This window comes from Neomesorhizobium albiziae, from assembly GCF_900114255.1.
Taxonomy (GTDB): Bacteria; Pseudomonadota; Alphaproteobacteria; order Rhizobiales; family Rhizobiaceae; genus Neomesorhizobium; species Neomesorhizobium albiziae.
In genome coordinates, this window is record NZ_FOSL01000002.1 from 202,444 (window position 1) to 227,275 (window position 24,832).

A 24,832-nucleotide genomic window follows, 5' to 3' on the forward strand; every position below is an offset into this window, starting at 1 on the left:
AAACCGCTTTGCAATGGGGATGCGGCGAACCTCCCACCTGCGATGCAGGCGTTATCCCCAGAAAGCCCGCGGAAGCGCTGTCCAAGCCTTCCGCGGGCTTGCCTTTGCGGGCGTTTTCCTGTCAGTTTGCTTCGATTCTGACCCTTTGGCGGCCATTCGCGACGTACAATTTCGCAGAATGCCGCTCCTCCATTGAAGCGAGACCAGCTCGTCATGCGTGTAGTCATCGAACGCTCGAACCTCCTCAAGTCGCTGAACCATGTGCATCGTGTCGTGGAGCGCCGGAATACCATCCCGATCCTCTCCAACGTGCTGCTTTCGGCAACCGGCGCGAGCCTGGAGATGAAAGCGACCGATCTGGACCTCGAAGTGACTGAAGCCACCGCCGCCAAGGTTGAGCAGGCCGGTGCAACCACCGTTCCGGCGCATCTTCTCTACGACATCGTGCGCAAGCTGCCGGATGGCGCCGAGGTGATGCTGAAGACAGACGAGGAAGGCCATGCGATGTCGGTGATTTCCGGCCGCTCGAGCTTCCGCTTGCAGTGCCTGCCGCAATCGGACTTCCCGGAACTGACGGCCGGCTCGTTCTCACATATTTTCCGTGTCGAATCCGTCAGCCTCAAGGGCCTGATCGAGAAGACCCAGTTTGCCATTTCGACCGAAGAGACCCGTTATTATCTGAACGGCATTTTCCTGCACGCGCACGAAGCGAACGGAAAGCTGAAGTTGCGTTCGGTGGCGACGGACGGCCATCGGCTCGCCCGCGCCGAGGTCGATGCGCCCGCCGGTTCGGAAGGCATGCCGGGCATCATCATCCCGCGCAAGACGGTCAGTGAGCTGCAGAAGCTCGTCGACGATCCGGACGTCGCCGTCACCATCGAATTGTCCGACACCAAGATCCGTTTCACCATCGGCAGCGTAGTTCTGACATCGAAGCTGATCGACGGGACGTTCCCGGACTATCAACGGGTCATCCCGACCGGCAACGACAAGAAGCTCATTATAGACAGACAGAGCTTCGCCGCCGCCGTCGATCGCGTTTCGACGATTTCCTCCGAACGTGGCCGCGCCGTAAAACTGTCGATCGCTGACGGCCAGGTGACGCTTGCCGTCAACAATCCGGATTCCGGCAGCGCGACCGAAGAACTTGCGGCGGACTACAGCTCCGACCCGATCGAGATCGGTTTCAACGCAAAATATCTGCTGGACGTCGCCGCGCAGCTTTCGGGCAGCGAGGCCGAATTCATGTTGGCGGATGCCGGATCTCCCACGCTGATCCACGACACGGCGGACGAACACGCGCTCTACGTGCTCATGCCGATGCGCGTCTAACGCATGTCGCCCGAAAGTGTCCTCGGTTTCGGGAGAAACGACATGCGCAAACAACAAGCTACTGCGTGCGCGCCGAATCCCATTCGGCGCAACGCGTTGTAGCGATCGATCGCAATGCCGGATACAGCGCAGGCGGGCCGGCAGGGCGGCGATATATCGCCGCGCGTGAACAGGCTGACGCTTACGGACTTCCGCAACTACTCCAGCCTTTCGCTCGACCTTGAACCCGGTGCCGTCGTCTTCACCGGCGAGAACGGCGCGGGAAAGACAAACCTGCTGGAAGCCTTGTCCTTTCTGACGCCCGGGCGGGGCCTGCGTCGTGCAACCTATGGCGAGGTGGCGCGCGACGGCGGCGATGGCGGGTTTGCGATCCATGCAGAGATCGAAGGGCCATTCGGCGAATGCAGCATCGGCACCGGAACGACGGGGGCCGGCGACAGCGACGCCGGACGCCGTGTCCGCATAAACGGCGCACCGGCAAAATCCGCCGAAGCCCTGCTGGAATGGCTGCGGGTGACCTGGATCACGCCGTCCATGGACGGTCTCTTCACCGGCTCCTCTGGTGACCGCCGCCGTTTTGTCGACCGCCTCGTGCTCGCCATCGACCCGAGCCACGGCCAACGGGCGCTCGACTATGAAAAGGCAATGCGCGGCCGCAACCGGCTGCTGACCGAAAACTCGCGCGACGCCAGATGGTTCGAGGCGATCGAGACGCAGATGGCCGAAACAGGAACGGCGATCGCCGCGGCCCGTGCCGAGCTGGTCCGATTGCTCACCGCGATGGTGGCGCGACTGCCGAACGACACTCCCTTCCCCCAGGCCGATGTGGTGCTGGCAGGATCGCTCGAGGAGGCGATCGGCCACCGGCCCGCCGTCGACATCGAGGAGGAGTTCCGCCGCCGCCTGGCTGAAGGACGCGAGCGCGACCGCGCCGCCGGTCGCACGCTGGACGGCCCGCATCGTTCCGATCTTCTTGTGCGTCATCGCCCAAAGAACATGCCGGCCGAACTGTGTTCGACCGGCGAGCAGAAGGCATTGCTGGTCGGCATCATCCTCTCGCATGCGAGGCTCTGCGGGGAAGTCTCCGGCCTGGTTCCCATATTGCTGCTCGACGAGATCGCCGCACATCTCGACGCCGGCCGCCGTGCGGCGCTTTTTTCCATCCTCGAGGAACTCGGCTGCCAGGTTTTCATGACAGGGACGGAACCGGCGTTGTTTTCAGCACTGCGCGGACACGCCCAATTCCTTGCCGTCGACCATGGCCGGGTTTCCGCCGATACCGCCTGACAACGGCCTTCAGGGACCCTAAAGCGCTGGAATTTCCGCTGGCTGCGCTTTAAGCCTTTGATTTTACGCATGTCGTTATCGCAAAACCGCTGCACACTTTTGCGCGACATGCGTTATGTTCAGGTAATGAACCGACACGAGCCTGCAGCCCTTTCGACCGAAGAACTCGAGCGATACGCGCGACACATCATCCTGCCGGAGATCGGCGGCAGCGGTCAGCAGAAACTGAAGCGCGCCCGCGTGCTGGTGATCGGGGCGGGCGGACTCGGTGCACCGGTACTGCAATATCTGGCGGCAGCAGGCGTCGGCGCGCTCGGCATAGTCGACGACGACACCGTCTCACTTTCCAACCTGCAACGGCAGATCATTCATGGCACGCCGGCTGTCGGCACGGCCAAGACGGAAAGTGCGGCTGACAGCATCCAGCGTTTGAACCCGCATGTGCGGGTCGAGATCCACAACATGCGGCTCGACGCCGGAAATGCACGACCGCTGGTCGCACAATACGACGTCGTGGTCGATGGCTCCGACAATTTCGAAACCCGCTATGCCATCGCCGATGCCTGCGAGGCCGAACAGCGGCCTCTGGTGCATGCAGCGGTCGGACGCTTCGACGGCTCGCTCACCGTGCTGAAGCCGTTCGAAAGCGGCCCTGACGGGCAATCCTACCCGTCCTATCGCGATCTTTTCCCCGAAGCGCCGCCGAAAGGGCTGGTGCCCTCCTGCGCGGAGGCGGGGATCGTCGGCGCGCTGACCGGGGTTCTGGGAACCTTGCAGGCAATGGAGACCATCAAGCTGATCACTGGGATCGGCGAGCCACTGGTCGGGCGACTGCTGCTTTATGACGGGCTTGCCGCGCGTTTCGATACGGTCCGCTACAAGAGACGGAAATGAGCCGTATTGATCACGAAGATATCCGCCTCGAGCGCATCGACGGCAGCTTCGGCCGGTGGGATGAACTGCTTTCCCTCATCCTGCGATCGTTTGCCTATATGGACGGAGTGATCGACCCGCCCTCCTCCGCGCATCGCCTCAGCCTATCCGGACTGAAGGAAAAAGCGTCGCAAGAAACCGGCTTTGCCGCTTTCAAAGGAAGCCGGCTGGTCGGCTGCGTTTTCATCTCGGAACAAGCCGACCATTTCTATCTCGGCAAGCTGGCCGTTGAACCCGGAGTACAAGGTTCGGGAATCGGCCGAAAACTTCTCGAAATGGCTGAGTCGGAAGCCCGAAAATCACGAAAACCGGCCATAGAACTGCAAACGCGGATCGAACTTTCGGCAAATCGGGACACGTTTCGCCATCTTGGCTTCCGCGAAGTCGCACAGACGGCACATGACGGTTATGACCGGCCGACGTCCGTGACCATGCGAAAGGTTCTGTCTTGAGCCTGGAGCTTTCGGCGGACGAACGGGCGATCGCTGCCGGGCGCAACGGCGACGGGGCCGCAATGGCGATGCGCATCGTTGCGGAAGCCGGCAGGCTGCTCGGCGCTGACCGCCTCATTCCTATCCAGTCGGCCCATATCGACGGTGCGCTTTATCACGGCGATTCCGGGACGCTTTTTGCCGAGAGGCTTGTGAATGGCGGCGCCAGGGTTTCGGTCCGCTCGACACTGAACGTCGGGGCGCTCGATCTGATGGGCTGTTCGCGTGTGCGCCTGGAAGAACCGCAGCGAACGATGGCGCGCCGCATGATGGACGCCTATCGCGAACTCGGCTGCGAAACAACATGGACCTGCGCGCCCTACCAGGCCGGCCACCGTCCGCGACAGGGCAGCGATGTCGCCTGGGGCGAATCCAACGCGGTGGTGTTCTGCAACTCGGTGCTCGGTGCTCGCACAAACCGATACGGCGACTTTCTCGACATTGCCTGCGCGATCACCGGCAAAGCACCCGATGTCGGGCTGCATCGGCCGGAAAACCGCCGAGCCCGTCTGGTTTTCGATGTCACAGGGCTGTCGCCGGCTTTCCTAAACTCGGAGATCGCCTGGCCTATCCTCGGAACACTCTACGGTCGCGAAACCGGCAGTACCGTCGGTGTGGTCAAGGGGATTGAAGGACATCCCGGCGAGGATCGCCTGAAGGCATTCGGCGCCGCGGCTGCATCCTCGGGTGCTGTCGGGCTGTTCCACATCGTCGGCATCACGCCGGAAGCGCCAGATCTCGAATCGGCACTGGGCGGCGAGCCGGCGGAGATTACCGTCCACGTCACGGCCGGCATGGTCGAGGACACCAGGGCGCGGCTTTCGACCGCTGCCAAACCCGCAGCAATCGACGCGGTCGCAATCGGCAGCCCGCATCTTTCGGCCGATGAGTTTGTTGAACTCGAACGCCTGATCGACGGCCGCGGACTGCGCGTGCCCATCCATGCCTGCACGGGTCGCCATGTGCTCGCCACACTGGAAAAGAGAGGAGCGCGAAAGCGGCTGGAGGCAAGCGGCGTTGTCATCGTCGCCGACACCTGCATCGTCGTGACCCCGATCCTGCCGGCGATGAACGGTGCCGTGCTGATGACCAACTCGGGCAAGTTCGCTCAGTATGCGCCGGGCAATACCGGCTATGGCGTGCTGTACGGCTCCCTGGCCGACTGCGTGGAAAGCGCGGTGTCGGGCCGGCCCATGCTTACGGACATGGTCGCATGATCCCGCTCAGGGCCGACGTGCTGGTTCCGGGCGGCACGGCTGTCGGCAAAGCATTGGTGCTTGAAGCGCCGATCAGTTTCTGGGGCGGCGTCGACCCGAAATCCGGAAGCATTGCCGATGTCCGTCATCCGCAACATGAAGAGCCGATCGGCGGCACCGTTCTGTTCGTCCCCGCAACGATCGGCTCGTCCTCGGCGTCCGCCGTTCTGATGGAACTTGTTCACAACGGCCATGCCCCGGCGGCGATTGTGCTGCACGAGCCCGATGCGATCCTGCTGCTCGGCCTTATCGTCGCCCGCGAAATGCACTGGCCGACGCCCCCGGCCCTGCGGCTGGACCGGTCCCGACATTCCGATTTTTCCGGTCTGCGGGTCCGGATTTCCGGCAACGGGACGATTTCTCCGCTGGCTTGAGCATCGGCCCGAAATCGGAATCGACGGGAAAGCACGATGCATAGATTCAAGTCTTAATGCATGTCGCCCGAAAGTGTCGTCGGTTTCGGGAGAAACGACATGCACAACCAACAAGCTACAGGGTGGCCGCCGAATCCCATTCGGCGCGACGCGCTGTAGAGCGTCCCTTGCGCGCCCTGAGGAACGCGCGGCGCTCTGACTAGACCCGTTCGGGCAAAACCCGGTCCGGGGGACGATGGCCGTCGAAGAAGGTGCGGATATTGATGATGACCTTTTCGCCCATGTCGATCCGGCCCTCGATGGTCGCCGAGCCCATATGCGGCAGAAGCACCACCTTGCCTTTGCCAACCAGCTTGAGCAGTTTCGGATTGACTGCCGGTTCGTGCTCGAAAACGTCGAGCCCGGCGCCGGCAAGCTTGCCTTCCTGAAGCATCTGGATCATCGCATCTTCGTCGATGATGTCGCCACGGGCGGTGTTGACGATGTAGGCCGACGGCTGCATCAGCGCGAGCCGGCGCGCCGACAAGAGGTGGAAGGTCGCCGGCGTCGACGGGCAGTTGACCGAGATGATGTCCATGCGGGCAAGCATCTGGTCGAGGCTTTCCCAATAGGTCGCCTCCAATTCGTCCTCGATGACCGGCGTGACGCGGTGGCGGTTGTGGTAGTGAATCGACAATCCGAATGCCTTGGCGCGGCGCGCCACCGCTGTGCCGATGCGGCCCATGCCGACGATACCCAGGCGTTTGCCCCAGATCCGCCGGCCGAGCATCCAGGTCGGGGACCAGCCGACCCATTTGCCGTCGCCCATCAGCACATTCGCACCTTCCGTGAGGCGGCGCGGCACTGTCAGCAGCAATCCCATGGTCATGTCGGCCGTGTCTTCGGTAAGCACGTTCGGCGTATTGGTGACGGTGATGCTCTGCTTGGCCGCGGCAGCCACGTCTATGTGGTCGACGCCGTTGCCGAAATTGGCGATCAGCTTGAGGTTCGGCCCGGCCTGGGCAAGCAGCGCCGCGTCGATACGGTCGGTGATGGTCGGCACCAGCACATCGGCTTCCTTGACCGCGGCCACCAGTTCGGGCTGCGTCATCGGACGATCCTCGACGACAATGCGGGCATCGAAGAGCTCGCGCATCCGCGTTTCCACCTGGTCAGGCAGCTTGCGCGTAATGACGACGAGGGGCTTTTTCCTGCCGGCCATTGTTTCCTCGAATCCGGGTCTTGTTGAGACCTCTTTAACCAAGACAGGCGAAACTTGAAACCATCTCCGGCTTCGCAATCCCATGTAACAAGCGATGCAGCCGAAAACAAAGAAAAAGGGCTTCGGGGGCCGGCCCACATGCGCGGCCCCGGCGTTGAGTAGAGGAACCAAAGTGTCTGGTTTTGTGTCGCTTTGCCGGACCGTGAGCGCAGCATTGCTGGCCCTGGCGGTCGTTTCTACGGGCACGCTCACAAGCTCGGTCGCCGCGGCGCCGGCTTCGCCGGACGTCACACGCGGACCGAGTGGACTGCCATTGCCGCGATTCGTCAGCCTGAAATCCGCGAAGGTCAATTCGCGCATCGGACCTGGCGTGAATTATGCGGTCGACTGGATGTACATGAAGCCTGGCCTGCCGATGGAAATCATCCAGGAGTATGACAACTGGCGCCGCGTCCGCGATTCGGATGGGGCGGAAGGCTGGATCAACCAGTCGCTTCTCTCCGGGCGGCGGACCGGCATCGTCGCTCCCTGGCAAAAGGGCAAGAAGGCGCAGATCGGGCTTATGGCCGAGCCAGGAAACAGCGGGGGTACTGTCGCTACGATCGAGCCGGGCGTCGTCGGAACGATCAAGGTCTGCAACGGCGATTGGTGCGAAATGACCTTCAGCGGTCACACCGGCTGGATCAACCAGTCGCTGGTCTGGGGCGTCTATCCCGGCGAAACCATCAAGGACTGACGCAGCGGGGGTCAATCCCTTCCGATGCGGCCGAGATGCGTGTCGCGAAAAGCCGAGGCATATTTGAGGCCATAGCCCAGCGCCCGGTCGATGCCGATATGCGCCAGCCAGATCAGCCCGATGCCGATCAGGATCGGTATCGCTGAAAAATACCCGATAATGATGATTGCCAGCGGCCAGACCGTGAGATGGGCGGCGTTGTAGCAATAGGCGCCGATCCGAGGCCCGGCGAGATAGCCGAGCATCGAAATATCCGGCACGAGAATGAGGGCGGCAAACAACAGCCACCCCTGCCCGACTGTCGCATAAGCCGCGATCGCGGCCGCGAAAAGTGCGGCGCCTTCGATTTTCAGCAGGATGACCGGCATAAGGCGGACACCGGAGAGGAGGCGCTAGCGCTTCGGCCGCAGCCGCACGATGATGTCGACATTGGCGATCTCCATTCCCTCCGGCGGTTCGGGAAGATTCATCACCTTGACCGGCCCGGCAGCGATGTCGAACACCTTGTTCTCGCCCTCGATGAAGAAATGGTGGTGATCGCTGGTGTTGGTGTCGAAATAGGTTTTCGACCCCTCGACCGCGAGAATGCGCAGCAGTCCGGCGTCGGTGAACTGATGCAGCGCGTTGTACACGGTCGCCAGCGATACCGGGACGCCCGCGGCCAGGGCCTCTTCGTGCAATTCCTCAGCCGACAGATGGCGATCGCCCTTGGCAAACAACAGATCCGCGAGCGCTACACGCTGGCGCGTCGGGCGCAAACCCGCGTCGCGGACCCGCTTGTCCACGGCGATTTTGTCTTTTGAGTTGACCGACACCATATAGCTGGAGCTGTTCTTTCCCGAAGCCTGCGCTGCGCCCCGCAGTATGCCAAACCGCTTGTTCCCTTCGACATATATTCGGTCGCCGTCCGGCGATCAATAGCGGCACATTGACCGCAGCAAGCGGGCGCTATAAGCGCAGACGGCGGTTTCCGGTGGGAAACAGACTGTGGTAGTGAACTAACGAACGATAACAGGGTGCGGTCGACCGGCACCGACGGGACGGGAAAGATTCTTATGGCGGAACAGAAGTCCAGCTACGGCTATGAAGACCTGCTTGCGTGCGGCCGTGGCGAGCTTTTCGGGCCTGGCAACGCACAACTGCCTGCCCCGCCCATGCTGATGTTCGACCGGATCACCGAAATCTCGGAGACCGGCGGCGAATTCGACAAGGGCTTCATTCGCGCCGAACTGGATATCAAGCCGGACCTGTGGTTCTTTCCCTGCCATTTCATCGGCAATCCGGTGATGCCAGGCTGCCTCGGCCTCGACGCGATGTGGCAGATGACCGGTTTCTTCCTCGGCTGGCTGGGCGAGCCCGGCAAGGGCATGGCGCTGTCGACCGGCGAGGTGAAGTTCAAGGGCATGGTGACGCCGAAGACCAAGAAAGTGGAATACGGCGTCGATTTCAAACGCGTGATGCGTGGCCGGCTGGTGCTGGGCATCGCGGATGGCTGGCTTAAGGCCGACGGCGAAACCATATACAAAGCCACCGACCTCCGGGTCGGCCTCGCCAAGCAGGAAGCAGCCTGAGCGCAGGCACGCAGCCACCAAGGAGCACTTATGAGACGCGTCGTTGTCACGGGCCTGGGTATCGTATCGTCCATCGGAAACAATGCGGAGGAGGTGACCGCCTCGCTGCATGACGCCAAATCGGGCATCACGTTCTCCGACCAATTCGCCGAACACGGATTCCGTTGCCAGGTCTGGGGCGCGCCGACACTTGACCCGACCGAACTGATCGATCGCCGCGCCGCCCGCTTCCTTTCAAAGGGTGCTGCGTGGAACCACGTGGCCATGGACCAGGCAATTGCCGATGCCGGGCTGACGGAAAGCGACATAACCAACGAGCGCACCGGCATTGTCATGGGCTCGGGCGGTCCCTCGACCAAGACCATCGTCGATGCCGGCGACATCACCCGCAAGAACAACAGCCCCAAACGCATCGGACCGTTCGCTGTGCCGAAGGCGATGTCCTCGACCGCCTCGGCAACGCTCGCGACCTGGTTCAAGATCCACGGCGTAAACTACTCCATCTCATCCGCCTGCTCGACCTCCGCGCATTGCATCGGCAATGCCTACGAACTGATCCAGTGGGGCAAGCAGGACATGATGTTCGCCGGCGGCCACGAGGACCTCGACTGGAGCATGTCGAACCTGTTCGACGCGATGGGCGCCATGTCCTCCAAATACAACGACACGCCCTCGACGGCCTCGCGCGCCTACGACGTGACCCGCGACGGCTTTGTGATCGCCGGCGGCGCTGGCGTCCTGGTTCTCGAAGAACTGGAACACGCGAAGGCCCGTGGCGCCAAGATTTATGCCGAGATCGTCGGCTATGGCGCGACCTCGGACGGCTATGACATGGTTGCGCCATCGGGCGAAGGCGCTGAGCGCTGCATGCGGCAGGCACTGGCTACCGTGAAGAGTGATGTCGACTACATCAACACGCATGGAACGTCGACGCCGGTCGGTGATTCGAAGGAAATCGGCGCGATCCGGGAAGTCTTCGGCGACCGCATCCCGTACATCCAGTCGACCAAATCGCTGACCGGCCACTCGCTTGGCGGGGCCGGCGTGCAGGAATCGATCTATTCGATCCTGATGATGCAGGCCGGCTTCATCGGCGAGAGCGCCCACATCACCGAACTCGACCCCGAATTCGAAGGCATGCCGATCGTACGCAAACGCATCGACAACGCCAAGATCGATACGGTCCTGTCGAACTCGTTCGGCTTCGGCGGCACCAACGCCACGCTCGTCTTCCAGCGTTACAACAGTTAAGGCTTTCCAGCATGGACGGATTGATGAAGGGCAAGCGCGGCCTCATCATGGGGGTCGCCAATGATCATTCGATCGCCTGGGGTATTGCCCGCAAGCTTGCCGAGCACGGCGCCGAACTCGCCTTCACATATCAGGGCGATGCCTTCGGACGGCGCGTAAAGCCGCTGGCCGAGAAGGTCGGCGCCTCACTGGTGCTGCCTTGCGATGTCGAGGACAGCGCATCGATCGATTCGGTTTTCGACACGCTCGCTGCCGAATGGGGCAAGCTCGACTTCATCGTCCACGCCATCGGCTTTTCCGACAAGAACGAGTTGAAGGGCCTCTACGCCGACACAACCCGTGAAAACTTCATCCGCACGATGGTGATCTCCTGCTATTCGTTCACCGAGATCGCCCGCAAGGCGGCCGGGATGATGAATGACGGCGGCTCGATGATTACTCTGACCTATGCCGGGTCGGTGCGGGTCATGCCGAATTACAATGTCATGGGTATCGCCAAGGCCGGCCTGGAAGCCAGCGTGCGCTATCTTGCCAACGACTACGGTCCGCGCGGCATCCGGGTGAACGGCATTTCGGCAGGCCCGGTGCGGACGCTGGCGGGCGCCGGCATTTCGGACGCGCGCTACATGTACTCCTACCAGCAGCGCAATGCCCCGCTGAGGAAAACCGTCTCGCTCGACGAGGTCGGCGGATCTGCCCTCTACCTGCTTTCGGAGCTTTCCGGCGGCGTTACCGGCGAGATCCACTATGTGGATGCCGGATATCACATCGTCTCGATGCCGACGCTCGAAGAGCTGAAGCGCACCGACGAGGGCAAGGAATAAGCCCTACTTAAGCGGTCAGCGTGTTGCCGACAGGATCTTGAAACCGCTGTCGCGGGCGATTTCCTTGTGCCCGCCGAACTCAGCGTCGAGCGACGCTTCGTATGGCAGCTGCTTGTTTGCCACCATCAACAGCCTGCCGCCGCGGCGCAAGGCTGCCGCGGCTGCCTTGATCATGCCCTGCCCCATCAATGGCTCGGCGGCGCGCGTCTTGTGGAACGGCGGGTTCATGACAATCGCGTCATAGCGCTCGGCGACCGGCTCGCCCAAGAGGTCATGCCAAAAGAAGTTCTTGGCGGTGGGCTGGTCGGCGAGATTGGCCCTCGCCGCCTCGATCGAAGCGAAATCCGCTTCGTAAAGATCAAGCTGCCTTACACCGGGCGCCCGGCGCAGAACTTCCGCGGCCACGTAGCCCCAACCCGCGCAAAAATCGGCAACCTTGCCGGAAAGATCGACGGGCAGGTTTTCCGTGAGCAGCCTTGACCCGGCATCGATGCGGTCGTGCGAGAACATGCCGGGCGCAGTGCGAAAACGGCCATCGACGAGCGTCTCGCCATTGCCTTCGCGCCGTGCGGCAAGGATTTCGGCAACATTCTCCGGGCGTCGGAACCAGAAGACGATGCCGTGATATTTCGGCATGTGGCCGTCGAGTTCGACCAGGGCCGCGACACGCTTGCGCAGCGATGCGATGCCGTCCTCCTTGCCGCCGGCAACGACGATCAGGCCACCTGCCTTCACGCGTTCGAGCGCGTCGGCCAGGCGGTTTTCGTTCTGCCCGCGATGACGCCCGGAGACGATCAGAGCACCGGCAAACCCCTCGCCTTCCGGCGTGGGCACAACGCGATGGCCGGATGCGAGCAGCGCTCGATAATCCGGGCGAAAACCCTGAACGAGAAAAAGATCGGCAGTGAAGCCGGCAGGCAAGCGAAAGCCCGGCTCCGCACCCAGAAACAGCATCGCTTCGCCGCGCTCCGGCGGCGTTACATCGCCGGTTTCATAGGGATGAAACAGCGTCTTCAGGGCTTCTTGGGTCATTGCGGAAAACCATATCGGGCGGGAAAATCGAAAAGTATAAATGCATGTCGCCCGAAAGTGTTCTCGGTTTCGGGCGAAACGACACGCACAAACAACAAGCTACAGCGTGGTCGCCGAATCCCGTTCGGCGCGACGCGCTGTGGGTCGAACGAAAACGGGCGCCACCTCGCGGCAGCGCCCGTCTCTATCTTATGCAGCGGAAATCAGGCGGCGTCTTCTTCGCTTTCGGCCTTCTTCTCGCGGACGATCTCCTTACCGGTCTCCTGGTCGACAACTTTCATCGACAGGCGAACCTTACCGCGCTCGTCAAAGCCCATCAGCTTGACGAAAACCTTCTGGCCTTCCTTGACGACGTCGGTGGTCTTGCCGACGCGTTCGTTGGAAAGCTGCGAGATGTGGACGAGGCCGTCCTTGGGGCCGAAGAAATTGACGAATGCGCCGAAGTCGGCGGTCTTGACGACCGTGCCTTCGTAGATTTCGCCGACTTCCGGCTCGGCCACGATGGTGTGGATCCACTTCTTCGCCGCCTCGATTTCCTTGGCGTTGGAGGAAGCGATCTTCACGGTGCCGTCGTCTTCGATGTTGATCTTGGCGCCAGTCTTTTCGACGATCTCGCGGATCACCTTGCCGCCCGAACCGATGACATCGCGGATCTTGTCGGTCGGAATGTGCATGACTTCGATGCGCGGCGCGAACTCGCCGAGCTCCGAACGGGCGCCGGAAAGCGCCTTGCCCATTTCACCGAGGATGTGCAGGCGGCCGTCCTTGGCCTGGCCAAGCGCGACTTGCATGATCTCTTCGGTGATGCCGTCGATCTTGATGTCCATCTGCAGGGCAGTGATGCCGTTGACGGTGCCAGCCACCTTGAAATCCATGTCGCCGAGGTGATCCTCGTCGCCCAGGATGTCGGAGAGCACCGCGAAGCGCTCACCTTCCTTGATCAGGCCCATGGCGATGCCGGCAACCGGCTTCTGCAGCGGAACGCCCGCGTCCATCAGCGCCAGCGAGGTGCCGCAGACGGTCGCCATCGAGGACGAACCGTTGGACTCGGTGATCTCCGAAACGACGCGCAGCGTGTAAGGGAATTGCTCGGCAGCCGGCAGCATCGGGCGGATGGCGCGCCAGGCGAGCTTTCCGTGGCCAATTTCGCGGCGGCCCGGCGAACCCATGCGGCCGGTTTCACCGACCGAGTAGGGCGGGAAGTTGTAGTGAAGGAGGAACGTCTCCTTGTACATGCCGGTCAGCGCGTCGACATACTGCTCGTCCTCGCCGGTGCCCAGCGTGGCGACAACGATCGCCTGGGTTTCGCCGCGGGTGAACAGGGCCGAACCGTGGGTGCGCGGCAAAAGGCCGACTTCCGATTCGATGCGGCGGACGGTCGAAAGATCGCGGCCATCGATGCGCGAAGAGGTGTCGAGGATGTTCCAGCGCACGATCTTGGCCTGGAGTTCCTTGAACACGGTCGCGACCTGCTCGCTGGTCCACAGCGGGGTCTCGTCGCCCTTCGGCGAGAAGGTTTCCTTGACCTTGGCCTTGACCGCGTCGACAGCGGCGTAACGCTTCTGCTTGTCGGTGATCTTGTAGGCTTCGCGGAGTTCGCCCTCGACCAGCTTTAGCATGTCGGCTTCCAGCTCGGCATAGCTCGGCGGGGTAAAGTCGCGTGGGTCCTTTGCAGCGACTTCGGCGAGCTTGATGATGGCGTCCAGCACCGGCTGGAAGCCCTTGTGGCCGAACATGACGGCGCCGAGCATGACGTCTTCCGGCAGTTCCTTGGCTTCCGACTCGACCATCAGCACTGCATCGCCCGTACCGGCAACGACCAGATCGAGCTTCGATTCCTGCATCTCGTCGATGTGCGGGTTGAGCACGTATTCGCCGTTGATGTAGCCGACGCGAGCGCCGCCGATCGGGCCCATGAACGGCACGCCCGAAAGGGTCAGCGCGGCCGAGGTTGCAACGATCGACAGGATGTCCGGATCGTTCTCGAGGTCGTGCTGCACGACGGTGACGACAACCTGTGTGTCGTTCTTGTAGCCTTCGGCGAAGAGCGGGCGGATCGGGCGGTCGATGAGGCGGGAAACCAGCGTTTCCTTCTCGCTCGGACGGCCTTCACGCTTGAAGTAGCCGCCCGGGATCTTGCCGGCGGCGTAGGTCTTTTCCTGGTAGTTGACGGTCAGCGGAAAGAAGTCGAAGCCCGGCTTCGGCTCCTTGGCGGAAACGACGGTGGCCAGAACGACGGTTTCGCCGTAGGTGGCGAGCACTGCGCCGTCGGCCTGGCGGGCGATCTTGCCGGTTTCCAGGATGAGGGGGCGACCGCCCCATTCGATTTCCACTTTGTGGTGGTTGAACATGTCTTGTCCTTCATTGCGGGAAGACCGCGCCGTGATGCACCGCGCGGACATGCTTCCCTTGCTTCGTTCTCGGACGAGCCACGGGCAAGACAACAGGAGACTTGGCAGCAGTCAGCACCGTTTCGGTGCCCAAGTATCCTGCAATCCTGCCCCATGACCTGCCCATGGGCGGTTCCGTCAGCTCCCTTTGAGCAATCCGGAACCTCGTCTCGGCACGATCCTTGCGAAAGGGTTCCCTCAGCTCGGGATCATGCCATGTGGACCGCTCGAGCGAGCTGGTCCGGAAGTGCAATCGGCGGGCCTCCCGAGGGAAACCCGCCGATCAGGTTTGTTTTAGCGGCGCAGGCCGAGCTTTTCGATCAGCGTCGAGTAGCGGCCTTCATCCTTGCCCTTCAGGTAATCAAGGAGACGGCGGCGCTGCGAAACGAGTGCCAGAAGACCACGGCGGGAATGGTTGTCCTTCTTGTGGTCCTTGAAGTGCTCGGTCAGGTTCTTGATGCGTTCGGAAAGAATGGCCACCTGGACTTCCGGAGATCCGGTATCGCCCTTGGCGGTTGCAAATTCGGTCATCAATGCCTGTTTACGCTCTGCGGTAATCGACATCGTGCTTTTCCTTTCTGCTTTTTGTAGGAAACGGGACGCCCACGGCCAGGATGTCGTCCAGCGGGGGCCGGTGTACATGGCGCTACAGCGCAATGCTGCGGCGCATATAGTGGAAAACCGCCGGGAACGCTAGTCCTAATCGGAACCGGCAAACTACTGTGCGAATCCTTGGCAAGTTTCGGCGCCAGCCCTGCCGTCGGAAGCAAGTACAACAGGCGCCATGCTGAAGGGGAACTCCTCGCCGGGGCGCAGATGCGCAGTCTTTACAACCATTTCTTCCAGCGGAAGAACAGAACCATCATCAGCGCGACCAGTGCCATGAAGCCCAGCGCGATGGGATAGCCATAGTAAGAAAGCAATTCGGGCATGTTCCAGGGAGAGGCCGAGGGATCGAAATTCATGCCCCAGATGCCGGCGAGGAACGTCAGCGGGATGAATATCGCCGATATGATCGTCAGCACCCCGATGATCTCGTTCGTGCGCGATTGCGCCAGCGACAGATGCATCTCGATCAGGCCGATCATCATCTCGCGCTGCGACTCCACGGTCTCGATCAGGCGGACTGCATGGTCGAGCGTGTCATTGAAATAGACTTTGGTTTCGGCGGATATGAAAGCTGCATCCGAGCGGACCAGCGCCGTCAACGCATCGCGCAGCGGCCATAGCGTGCGCTTCAGCAGATTGGTGGCGCGCCTCAGTCCGTGGAGCTGCCCGATCTGGTGTTTCTTCGGCGAAGCCAGCAGTTCGTCCTCGATGCGGTCGACGGTGTCGCCGGTCGCATCGACGATGGGGAAATAGCTGTCCACCACCGCGTCGATCAGTGCATAGGCGAGATAGTCTGCCTTGCGATGGCGCAGGCGGCTCGGATTGGATACCCGGATGCGCCGCCGCACCGGCTCAAACGGGTCGCCCTCGCGTTCCTGGAAGGTGACGACGAAATTGTCGCCGAAGAAAAAGGAAATCTGTTCGTAGCGGGCGGTTTTTGCGTCGTCGATCATGCTGAGCACAAAGTAGGCATGATCGTCGAAGAAATCGGCCTTGGAGCGCTGGCCGGTGTTTACCGCATCCTCGAGCGCCAGCGGGTGCAGCCCGAAGATCTTCCCGATCTCTTCAATCAGGCTGATGTTGGCGAGACCAACGCAGTCGAGCCAGATCAGCGGCCATTTTCGGCAGGCTGCCGCCACATCGTCGAGGCTGGCATCGTCGACGAACTTGCAGTCGTCGGGCGAAATCAGCGTCAGGTTGAGCGCGGACTGGCGCGCCGAAGGATCGGCGATCAGGGTGCCGGGCGATGCGCCCACCGGCGAGCGCTTGCGGTGCGGCCTGGCAGAACTGCCCGTGGTTTCAGCCTCTGCCATCGCTTCTCGCCTGCTGCGTCATCGGCGCCGATCCAACCGGAAACGGTGCGTGCCGGCAAGCCTCAAGCCGCAAAGACGCGTTTCGGCTTGAACATTCCGGCTTCGATGGCGCCGATCGCCACCAGCTTGCCGCGTACCGTGGCGCAGGCTTCGTCCGCTTCCACCGGCGCGTCGCGGCCGCGAATAATGACCGGATTGCCAAGCCTGATCCTGGAAGCCGCATCGTCGGTGAGCGCCACCTGCGGCAGGCATTCCAGTGCAGCTCCGGTGTCGACCAGCAAGGCATCGAGACCGGCATAACGCGCCTTCATGTCCACAAGAACGGGCGCTTCGGAATCGCCGTCTTCGCCCTTGGCGATCGGAGCTGGAGCGGCGGCTTCCAGTTCGCCAAGCGTCACGAAATCTTCGGCGGTGAAGGGTTCGACCTCGACGCGGCGCAGTTCCGCGATGTGGCCGTAGCAGCCGAGATCGCGGCCCATGTCGCGCGCCAGCGAGCGGACATAGGTGCCCTTGCCGCACTCGATCTCAAAAACAGTGCGGTCGGTTGAATTTTCAACCATGTCGAGCCGGCCGATTTCGATCTCGCGGGCCGGGATGTCGACCGTTTCGCCCTCGCGGGCGAGGTCATAGGCGCGTTCACCGGCGATCTTGATCGCCGAAAACTGCGGCGGCGTCTGCATGATCACGCCCGTGTATTTCGGCATGATGGCGCGGATTTCTTCTTCCGACGGGCGCTTCTCGGAGCTCTTTGTCACAGGCCCTTCGAGGTCGTCGGTGGAACGCTCCTCGCCCCAGGCAACGGTAAAGCGATATACCTTGGCGCCGTCCATGACGTAAGGCACGGTCTTGGTCGCCTCGCCCAGCGCGATCGGCAGCATGCCGGACGCCAGCGGGTCGAGCGTGCCGGCGTGGCCGGCCTTCTCGGCGTTGAACAGCCACTTGACCTTGGAAACCGCTTCCGTCGAACCCATGCCCACCGGCTTGTCGAACACCAGCCAGCCGGAGACCGGCCTGCCCTTTTTCTTGCCGCGGCGCGCCATTATTCGCCATCCTTGTCATTGTCGGCGTCGAGATCGCGCGCCACGCCGGGCGAGCGCAGCAATTCGTCGATTTTCGCCATGTTGTCGAAGCTGGTGTCGAGCCTGAACCTGAATTCGGGCATGTATTTCATCTGGCGCAGGGCGCCAGAAACGCGGCCGCGAATGAACTTCGCGTGCTGCGCCAAAGCCTTGATGACGGCCTGGCCATCACCCGCGCCGAGCGGCGAGATGAAGGCGGTGGCAATCTTCAGATCGGGCGACATGCGGACCTCCGAGACCGAGATGACGGCCGTCTCGAGCAGCGGATCGAGAATCTCGCCGCGCTGGAGGATGTCGGAAAGCGCATGGCGGACCTGTTCGCCAACGCGCAACTGGCGTTGGGAGGGTCCTGAGGACGGGGATCGGGACATGAGTCGAAAATTCCTGAAATCGTGGAGCGCGGGATAGGACCGCACTCCATGTCTCGTGGGTTATGGACGGCGACCCATCGCCGTCCCTTACTTATGCGAGGCTTCGGTCGACTACAGCGTCCGCGTCACCATCTCGACGCGGAAGCACTCGATGATATCGCCCTGGCGGATGTCCTCGTAGTTCTGGAACGCCATGCCGCATTCCTGGCCCACCGGAACCTCCGAGACTTCGTCCTTGAAGCGCTTCAGCGTCTTCAGCGTGCCTTCGTGGATGACAACGTTGTCGCGGATCAGGCGCACGCCGGCGCCGCGTTCGACCTTGCCTTCCGTCACGCGGCAGCCAGCGACCTTGCCGACCTTGGTGATGTTGAAGACTTCGAGGATCTCTGCATTGCCGATGAAGGTCTCGCGGCGTTCCGGCGACAGCAGGCCCGACATCGCTGCCTTAACATCATCCACCAGGTTGTAGATGATGTTGTAGTAGCGGATCTCGATGCCAGCCTGTTCGGCGGCATCGCGTGCCTGCTTGTTGGCACGGACGTTGAAGCCGATGATCGCGGCATTCGAGGTCTCGGCCAGCGAGACATCGCTCTCCGTGATGGCGCCGGCGCCCGCGTGAACGATGCGTGCCCTCACCTCGTCGGTGCCGAGCTTGTCGAGTGCCGCGGCGATCGCCTCGATCGAACCCTGCACGTCGCCCTTGATGACCAGCGGGAATTCCTTCAACCCGCTCGTCTGGAGTTGCGACATCATCTGCTCGAGCGAACCACGCTGGCCCACATGCCTGGCGACGGCCTTATCCCGCGCCAGTCTCTGACGATATTCGGTGATCTCGCGGGCGCGGGCCTCGTTGTTGACGACCGCAAAACGGTCGCCCGCCTGCGGCGTACCTTGCAGGCCGAGAACCTCGATCGGCATGGCCGGAGGCGCTTCCTTGATCTGCTCACCGCGACCGGTGACCAGCGCGCGGACGCGGCCCCACTCGTTGCCTGCGACGAGAATGTCGCCGGGCATCAGCGTGCCGGTCTGCACCAGGACGGTCGCCACGGGACCACGACCCTTGTCGAGCTTTGCTTCGATAACTACGCCTTCGGCCGTGCGGTCCGGATTGGCCTTCAGATCAAGCAATTCCGCCTGAAGCAGGATGGCTTCGAGCAGTTTGTCGAGATTGGTGCCCTTGGTCGCCGAAACCTCGACGTCCAGCACTTCACCGCCCATGGATTCGACGAAGACCTCGTGCTGCAGGAGTTGCGTGCGCACCTTCTGCGGATCGGCCTGCGGCTTGTCGATCTTGTTGATGGCGACGATGATCGGCACCCCGGCAGCCTTGGCGTGGCTGATGGATTCGATCGTCTGCGGCATGACGCTGTCGTCCGCCGCCACCACCAGGATGGCGATGTCAGTCGCCTGCGCGCCACGGGCACGCATGGCGGTGAACGCAGCGTGGCCGGGGGTGTCGATGAAGGTGATCTTCTGACCGTTCTTCTCGACCTGGTAGGCGCCGATGTGCTGGGTGATGCCGCCGGCTTCGCCGGACACCACGTTGGCGTTGCGGATCGCATCGAGCAGCGAGGTCTTGCCGTGGTCGACGTGGCCCATGATCGTGACCACGGGCGGGCGCGAAACCAGGTCCTCATCGCGGTCGGCGATGTTGAACAGGCCTTCCTCGATGTCGGATTCAGCAACGCGGCGAACCGTATGGCCGAATTCGGAAGCGACCAGTTCGGCCGTATCGGCGTCGATCACGTCGCCGGGCTTCATGATCTGGCCCTGCTTCATGAAATACTTGACGACATCGACAGCGCGCTCGGACATGCGCTGTGCGAGTTCCTGGATGGTGATCGTTTCCGGCAGGATCACTTCGCGCACCACCTTTTCGCGCGGCTCATTGTGCATCGCGCGCTTGAATTTTTCCTGGCGGCGACGCATGGCCGAAAGCGAACGCGCACGGGCGTCGCCATCTTCCGATGACAGGGCGCTGTTCAGCGTCAGCTTGCCGCGGCGACGGTCCTCCTCGCCCTTGCTCGGCTTTGCCGGACGCGCGACTTCGGGCGCCACGAGACGGCGTGGCGGCAGGCCGGCGGCGGGCCGCTTCGGCTTGACTTCCTCTTCGTCGGCGACTGCCGCGAGATCGGCGGCTTGCGGGGCGCGACGGCGTGCCTCTTCCTCGGCGCGGCGGCGTGCCTCGGCTTCGGTCTGCAGGCGCGCTTCTTCCTCGGCCTGGCGGCGTGCGGATTCCTCACGTTCGCGGCGGCGGCGCTCGTCTTCCTCGGCACGACGCTTGGCTTCCTCGGCCGCGCGCTTGCGTTCCTCGACCTCGCGCACCTTCGAACCCTCGAGGGCACGGCGGCGGGCTTCCATCTCTTCGTTGGAAAGCTCGTTGAGAACCAGCCGTTCCACGACGGGCTGCGGCTTCGGCGTCTCCTGCACCACGGGGGCGGCAACCGGAGGCTTCGGCTTGAAAACGGTCGCAACCGGAGCGGGCTCCGGCTTTTCCCCGGGGATCGAGAATTTCCGCTTCTTGGTTTCGACGACGACCTGCTTGGTACGCCCATGCGAGAAGTTCTGCCGCACCGTGCCCTGCGTCACGCCGGCCGGCTTCAGGCTCAAGGTCTTCTTCACATTGACGCTCAGCGTCTTGTCGTCGTCGGATTTCGTATCGCTCATTCCGTATCCTCTGCGGCGGTCGCCGCAACCGTCAACCGGTTTTCCGGGGAACCGCCCCGGTATCGGTCAAGCGCAACCATGCGCTTCAGCGCCGCCTTTCCCGGGTCGCCCGCGAGAACGGCAGCATGTATCACATTTGTACCCCCCAATGCCAAACCCAATTCGGTTTCCGAAAAAAGTTTGTAGGCGGGTATTTCCGGACCTTCCGCGTGCACCACGGCGCGGCGCGCCTGGGTGATCTTGCGGATGCCGTCTTCCGATGCCTCGTCGGCGTGCAGCACCGCGGCGGCCTTGCCGCTGCGAACAGTGCTTTCCACCTTGGCGGCGCCAAGGGCGATGGCGCCGGCCTTTCGCGCCAACCCCAGCGCCCCGAGCGCCGATTTGGCAAGAAGCCTGTCGACCAGCGCGCCCAGATCCGCCGGCACACCGACTTTCGTCTTGAATGCACGTTCGAAGTGGTTCTTCGAAGCAGCCCGGTCGACATGCGCCCGGTCGGCCAGAACCCAGCAACCGCGGCCAGGAAGATTTCTCTTGAGGTCGGGAACGATGGCCGAATCAGGCCCGACGACGAACCGGATCAGATCTTCCGGCGCGGCCGCCTTGCGCGTAACAATACATGTGCGCTCGTTCATGTCTTTCAAGAGCGTCTCCGGTCGGATGCGCGCTCACGTCACGCACCGACCTCTTCCTCAACAGCTTCTTCGGTCGCGAGATCTTCCTCGGTAATCCAGCCCGCCTTCAGACGCGCAGCCATGACCATCTGCTCGGCGTCGGCCCGCGACACGGAATGCGGGGCGAGGACACCCGGGAAAACCTTGGTCTCGCCATCCTTGCGTTCCTTCCAGCCGACCAGGTCGTCGACGGCGTAACCGGCGAAGTCCTCGATCGTCTTCACGCCGTCCTCGCCAAGCGTCACCATCATCGCGGTGGTGACGCCGGGGATTTCGCGCAGTTCGTCCTGCACGCCAAGCGCCTTGCGCTTCTCGTCGTGTTCGGCCTCGATCTTCTCGAGGTATTCGCGGGCGCGGGTCTGGATCTCGGAAGCAGTGTCCTCGTCGAAGCCGTCGATCGAAGCGATCTCGTCCGCGTCGACATAGGCCACTTCCTCGACGCTGGTGAAACCTTCGGAGGCCAGCACCTGGCCGACCATCTCGTCGACGTTCAGGGCTTCCATGAACAGGTTCGAGCGTTCGACGAATTCCTTCTGGCGGCGCTCCGATTCCTCCTGCTCGGTCAGGATGTCGATATCCCAGCCGGTCAGTTGCGAGGCGAGGCGGACGTTCTGGCCGCGGCGGCCGATTGCCAGCGAAAGCTGGTCGTCGGGGACCACCACCTCGATGCGCTCGGCATCCTCGTCGAGCACCACCTTGGCGACTTCAGCCGGCTGCAGCGCATTGACGATGAAGGAAGCAGCGTCGTGCGACCACGGGATGATGTCGATCTTTTCACCCTGCAACTCGCCGACAACGGCCTGAACGCGGCTGCCGCGCATGCCGACGCAGGCGCCGACCGGGTCGATCGAACTGTCGCGCGAGATAACGGCAATCTTGGCGCGGGAGCCCGGATCGCGGGCCACCGACTTGATCTCGATGATGCCGTCGTAGATCTCCGGCACTTCCATGGTGAACAGCTTGGCCATGAACTGCGGGTGGGTACGCGACAGGAATATCTGCGGGCCGCGCTGCTCGCGCCGCACATCGTAGACATAGGCTCGCACCCGGTCGCCATACTTGTAGTTTTCGCGGGGGATCAGCTCGTCGCGGCGGATGATGGCCTCGCCGCGGCCGAGGTCGACGATAACGTTGCCGTATTCGACACGCTTGACGGTGCCGTTGACGATCTCGCCGATGCGGTCCTTGTATTCGTCATACTGGCGGTCGCGCTCGGCCTCGCGCACCTTCTGGACGATGACCTGCTTGGCCGACTGGGCGGCGATGCGGCCGAAATCCATTGGCGGCAGCTGCTCGGCGATGAAGTCGCCAAGCTGCGCATCCGGATTGCGCTCGCGCGCCGTCGAAAGCGCGATCTGGCGCGCATAATCCTCGACGCTGTCGACCACTTCCATCAGCCGCTGCAACTTCATCTCACCCGTATTCGGGTTGATGTCGGCGCGGATGTTGGTTTCCTGGCCATAACGCGATCGCGCCGCCTTCTGGATTGCATCGGCCATGGCCGCGATCACGATAGACTTGTCGATCGCCTTTTCGCGAGCGACCGCGTCCGCGATCTGCAAGAGCTCCAGCCTGTTTGCACTGACTGCCATTGTCGTCTCCCTTGGGATTCCCGCCGCCTTCCGGCGCGGTCGCCTTTCAAATTTCGTTTTCTTCTTCGCCTTCGCCGGCTTCCGGCTCGCCGCGACGTTTCCTGGCTTCCTTGCGCGCCCTGTTGTCCTTGCTCAGCGCGTCACGAATGAGATCGTCGGTCAGGATCAGCCGCGCTTCGGCAATCGCCTCGAAAGGCACACGCACGGTCGGCTCCTCGCCGTAAGCGGGCACATCGCGCTCGATCAGCACATCGTCCTCGCCGACCTCGGCGATCTTGCCCTTGAACCGCTTGCGCTCGGCGACCATGACCGACGTCTCCATCTTCACCAGATGGCCGGTCCAGTTGCCGAAATCCGACTTGCGGACGAGCGGACGGTCGATGCCGGGCGACGACACTTCGAGATGATACGCCTTTTCGATCGGATCTTCGACATCAAGCGCCGGAGAAACCGCGCGGCTGACTTCTTCGCAATCCTCGACAGTCATGGTGCCGTCTTCGCGTTCAGCCATGATCTGCAGCGTCAATCCGTTCTGGCCCGAGAGCCGGACGCGGACAAGCCTGAAACCGATCGCACGCAGCACCGGCTCGACGATCATTGCGACGCGCGCATCGACACCGCTTTCGCGGATGATCCTGTCGTCACCGGTTTCGCCAGCTGCCGTCGTCGCGGTCATTGCATCTCCAAGCGTGCGGCAAGTAACAAAAAAGAGCGGGACCGGGTGGACCCACTCTTCGTCATACCGACCAAGAATTTGAATCATAAGTAAACGATAAGAGCCACGCTTTCAAGCCCTGCCAGCCAATCCCGTAGCGGCGCGAACGGAGCCGCGAATGAACGTCGGATCGCAACCAATGCGCGCCGCACATGGCTCACATGCGCAAACATCCCTGACAAACGCCTCGGCAATCCCTATTAATGTTGCATCGCACAATGCGAAAAAAGGAACCGACCATGACCACCCGCAGAACAGCAACGCCTGGATTCTTCGAAATCGTCGGCAGCGCCATTGCGGCGGCGGCGGCAGCCAACAATGGCCGCAGCCCACGCAACCGCGACTTGCGCGTCCTCGGCATCGACCCGGCGCAGTATCACAGCATCCGGCGCTTCTAAGGCCGCCCGGCCGCGGAATTCTCCGCGGCTCGCAAGCTATGTCCTGACGAAAGTCAGATAGGCCGGCGTACGCCCTTCCCGCAGCGCCTTCGCTTCATAGCGGGTTCCCGGCCAATCCGGATAAGGCAGGTGCCAGTTGTCCGCTGCGCCCGCCTGCCATTCGAAAGCCGGATGGGCGCGGCAATGCAGCAGCGTCCAATTGACATACGTATCGATATCCGAAGCGAAGCGAAAAACTCCGCCTGGCTTCAGCACGCGCGCGAAGCGGTCGAGATTGATTGCGCTGACAAACCGCCGCTTCCAGTGCTTTTTCTTGGGCCACGGGTCGGGATAAAGCAGCGCAATGCCCTCCAGTGAAGCGCTCGGCAACCAGTCGAGCAATTGCGTTGCATCGTCGTTGAAGACCCTGACGTTGGGGCCAGGCCGCTCGGCCAGTATGGTCATGAGCTTGGCCATGCCGTTGATGAACGGTTCGACGCCGATCAGCCCGCTACCGGGATTGATCGCCGCGTCGTTCAACAAATGCTCGCCGCCGCCGAAACCGATTTCGAGACGCACTTCCGACAAGGGAACAGAAAACAGCTCGCGTAGATCAGCAGGCGCCGGCGCCGTGAGATCGATGCCGTAGCGCGGCAAGCCTTTCTGGAGCGCTTCGGCCTGTTGCGGCCGAAGCGTCTTGCCATGCCGGCGACCGTAAAACGCCTCCGTGGATCGGCGGCGCCTTTCGCCATTCATCGTG

At 62.4% G+C, this 24,832-nt stretch carries 25 protein-coding genes; 11 read left to right on the forward strand and 14 right to left on the reverse strand.

What is annotated here, in order from left to right; all coding sequences use genetic code 11:
- Positions 1–213: 213 nt before the first annotated feature.
- The 6 genes from dnaN to F3H98_RS04585 all read left to right on the forward strand — a co-directional run bounded on the left by dnaN (position 214) and on the right by F3H98_RS04585 (position 5,673).
- On the forward strand, positions 214–1,332 hold the full coding sequence (dnaN, locus tag F3H98_RS04560; RefSeq protein ID WP_149758776.1) for a DNA polymerase III subunit beta: 1,119 nt from the start codon (positions 214–216) through the stop codon (positions 1,330–1,332).
- A gap of 114 nt (positions 1,333–1,446) precedes the next feature.
- Complete coding sequence (recF, locus tag F3H98_RS04565) at positions 1,447–2,619, forward strand: DNA replication/repair protein RecF (protein ID WP_149758778.1); 1,173 nt, start codon at positions 1,447–1,449, stop codon at positions 2,617–2,619.
- A gap of 126 nt (positions 2,620–2,745) precedes the next feature.
- Positions 2,746–3,513 carry a molybdopterin-synthase adenylyltransferase MoeB gene (locus F3H98_RS04570; protein ID WP_149759292.1) on the forward strand — a complete coding sequence of 256 codons (768 nt, stop codon included), beginning with the start codon at positions 2,746–2,748 and terminating at the stop codon, positions 3,511–3,513.
- Positions 3,510–4,004: a GNAT family N-acetyltransferase gene (locus tag F3H98_RS04575; protein ID WP_149758780.1), complete on the forward strand. Its 495-nt coding sequence runs from the start codon at positions 3,510–3,512 to the stop codon at positions 4,002–4,004. Before F3H98_RS04570 ends, F3H98_RS04575 begins: the two co-directional genes overlap by 4 nt.
- Positions 4,001–5,260 (forward strand): aconitase X, encoded by a 1,260-nt coding sequence (locus tag F3H98_RS04580; protein ID WP_149758782.1) that lies wholly within the window; start codon positions 4,001–4,003, stop codon positions 5,258–5,260. Before F3H98_RS04575 ends, F3H98_RS04580 begins: the two co-directional genes overlap by 4 nt.
- Positions 5,257–5,673 carry an aconitase X swivel domain-containing protein gene (locus tag F3H98_RS04585; RefSeq protein WP_149758784.1) on the forward strand — a complete coding sequence of 139 codons (417 nt, stop codon included), beginning with the start codon at positions 5,257–5,259 and terminating at the stop codon, positions 5,671–5,673. The genes F3H98_RS04580 and F3H98_RS04585 overlap by 4 nt, the downstream gene beginning before the upstream one ends.
- Before the next feature lie 199 nt (positions 5,674–5,872).
- Here F3H98_RS04585 and F3H98_RS04590 read toward each other — a convergent pair whose 3' ends face one another.
- The gene (locus tag F3H98_RS04590) at positions 5,873–6,874 is read right to left on the reverse strand and encodes a 2-hydroxyacid dehydrogenase (RefSeq protein WP_149758786.1); all 1,002 of its coding nucleotides are present in this window, start codon (positions 6,872–6,874) and stop codon (positions 5,873–5,875) included.
- Between the two features lie 172 nt (positions 6,875–7,046).
- Here F3H98_RS04590 and F3H98_RS04595 point away from each other — a divergent pair, with 172 nt between their 5' ends.
- Positions 7,047–7,610 (forward strand): SH3 domain-containing protein, encoded by a 564-nt coding sequence (locus tag F3H98_RS04595; protein WP_149758788.1) that lies wholly within the window; start codon positions 7,047–7,049, stop codon positions 7,608–7,610.
- Between the two features lie 11 nt (positions 7,611–7,621).
- Here the strand turns inward: F3H98_RS04595 and F3H98_RS04600 are convergent, their stop codons facing one another.
- Positions 7,622–7,978, reverse strand: a complete 357-nt coding sequence (locus F3H98_RS04600) for a DUF4260 domain-containing protein (RefSeq protein ID WP_149758790.1) — start codon at positions 7,976–7,978, stop codon at positions 7,622–7,624.
- 24 nt (positions 7,979–8,002) lie between these two features.
- Entirely contained in the window at positions 8,003–8,428 is a 426-nt protein-coding gene (irrA, locus tag F3H98_RS04605) for an iron response transcriptional regulator IrrA (RefSeq protein ID WP_149758792.1), read from the reverse strand.
- Between the two features lie 237 nt (positions 8,429–8,665).
- On the opposite strand from irrA, the gene fabA reads away from it, so the two are divergent.
- The 3 genes from fabA to fabI are packed head-to-tail and all read left to right on the forward strand — an operon-like array spanning position 8,666 to position 11,256.
- Positions 8,666–9,181 carry a 3-hydroxyacyl-[acyl-carrier-protein] dehydratase FabA gene (gene fabA / locus F3H98_RS04610; RefSeq protein WP_149758794.1) on the forward strand — a complete coding sequence of 172 codons (516 nt, stop codon included), beginning with the start codon at positions 8,666–8,668 and terminating at the stop codon, positions 9,179–9,181.
- Between the two features lie 30 nt (positions 9,182–9,211).
- Entirely contained in the window at positions 9,212–10,432 is a 1,221-nt protein-coding gene (gene fabB / locus F3H98_RS04615; RefSeq protein ID WP_149758796.1) for a beta-ketoacyl-ACP synthase I, read from the forward strand.
- A gap of 11 nt (positions 10,433–10,443) precedes the next feature.
- Positions 10,444–11,256 carry an enoyl-ACP reductase FabI gene (gene fabI, locus F3H98_RS04620; protein WP_149758798.1) on the forward strand — a complete coding sequence of 271 codons (813 nt, stop codon included), beginning with the start codon at positions 10,444–10,446 and terminating at the stop codon, positions 11,254–11,256.
- Positions 11,257–11,271: 15 nt separating this feature from the next.
- Here fabI and F3H98_RS04625 read toward each other — a convergent pair whose 3' ends face one another.
- The 10 genes from F3H98_RS04625 to rimP all read right to left on the reverse strand — a co-directional run bounded on the left by F3H98_RS04625 (position 11,272) and on the right by rimP (position 23,656).
- A complete protein-coding gene (locus F3H98_RS04625; protein WP_149758800.1) occupies positions 11,272–12,288 on the reverse strand; it encodes a class I SAM-dependent methyltransferase in 1,017 nt (338 codons plus the stop codon).
- A 203-nt stretch (positions 12,289–12,491) separates the two neighbouring features.
- Positions 12,492–14,639 carry a polyribonucleotide nucleotidyltransferase gene (pnp, locus tag F3H98_RS04630; RefSeq protein ID WP_149758802.1) on the reverse strand — a complete coding sequence of 716 codons (2,148 nt, stop codon included), beginning with the start codon at positions 14,637–14,639 and terminating at the stop codon, positions 12,492–12,494.
- 333 nt (positions 14,640–14,972) lie between these two features.
- Positions 14,973–15,242: a 30S ribosomal protein S15 gene (gene rpsO, locus F3H98_RS04635; RefSeq protein WP_149758804.1), complete on the reverse strand. Its 270-nt coding sequence runs from the start codon at positions 15,240–15,242 to the stop codon at positions 14,973–14,975.
- Between the two features lie 263 nt (positions 15,243–15,505).
- Complete coding sequence (corA, locus tag F3H98_RS04640) at positions 15,506–16,600, reverse strand: magnesium/cobalt transporter CorA (RefSeq protein WP_149758806.1); 1,095 nt, start codon at positions 16,598–16,600, stop codon at positions 15,506–15,508.
- A 62-nt stretch (positions 16,601–16,662) separates the two neighbouring features.
- A complete protein-coding gene (gene truB / locus F3H98_RS04645; RefSeq protein ID WP_149758809.1) occupies positions 16,663–17,640 on the reverse strand; it encodes a tRNA pseudouridine(55) synthase TruB in 978 nt (325 codons plus the stop codon).
- Positions 17,640–18,050 carry a 30S ribosome-binding factor RbfA gene (gene rbfA, locus F3H98_RS04650; protein WP_149758811.1) on the reverse strand — a complete coding sequence of 137 codons (411 nt, stop codon included), beginning with the start codon at positions 18,048–18,050 and terminating at the stop codon, positions 17,640–17,642. Before rbfA ends, truB begins: the two co-directional genes overlap by 1 nt.
- Positions 18,051–18,161: 111 nt before the next feature.
- On the reverse strand, positions 18,162–20,717 hold the full coding sequence (infB, locus tag F3H98_RS04655; RefSeq protein WP_149758813.1) for a translation initiation factor IF-2: 2,556 nt from the start codon (positions 20,715–20,717) through the stop codon (positions 18,162–18,164).
- The gene (locus F3H98_RS04660) at positions 20,714–21,349 is read right to left on the reverse strand and encodes an RNA-binding protein (protein WP_149759293.1); all 636 of its coding nucleotides are present in this window, start codon (positions 21,347–21,349) and stop codon (positions 20,714–20,716) included. The genes infB and F3H98_RS04660 overlap by 4 nt, the downstream gene beginning before the upstream one ends.
- 38 nt (positions 21,350–21,387) lie before the next feature.
- On the reverse strand, positions 21,388–22,980 hold the full coding sequence (gene nusA, locus F3H98_RS04665) for a transcription termination factor NusA (RefSeq protein WP_149758815.1): 1,593 nt from the start codon (positions 22,978–22,980) through the stop codon (positions 21,388–21,390).
- A gap of 46 nt (positions 22,981–23,026) precedes the next feature.
- Entirely contained in the window at positions 23,027–23,656 is a 630-nt protein-coding gene (gene rimP / locus F3H98_RS04670; RefSeq protein WP_149758818.1) for a ribosome maturation factor RimP, read from the reverse strand.
- 278 nt (positions 23,657–23,934) lie between these two features.
- Here rimP and F3H98_RS30970 point away from each other — a divergent pair, with 278 nt between their 5' ends.
- Positions 23,935–24,093 (forward strand): hypothetical protein, encoded by a 159-nt coding sequence (locus F3H98_RS30970; protein ID WP_188130327.1) that lies wholly within the window; start codon positions 23,935–23,937, stop codon positions 24,091–24,093.
- Positions 24,094–24,129: 36 nt separating this feature from the next.
- Here F3H98_RS30970 and trmB read toward each other — a convergent pair whose 3' ends face one another.
- Positions 24,130–24,828, reverse strand: a complete 699-nt coding sequence (gene trmB / locus F3H98_RS04675; RefSeq protein ID WP_149758820.1) for a tRNA (guanine(46)-N(7))-methyltransferase TrmB — start codon at positions 24,826–24,828, stop codon at positions 24,130–24,132.
- Positions 24,829–24,832: the final 4 nt, after the last annotated feature.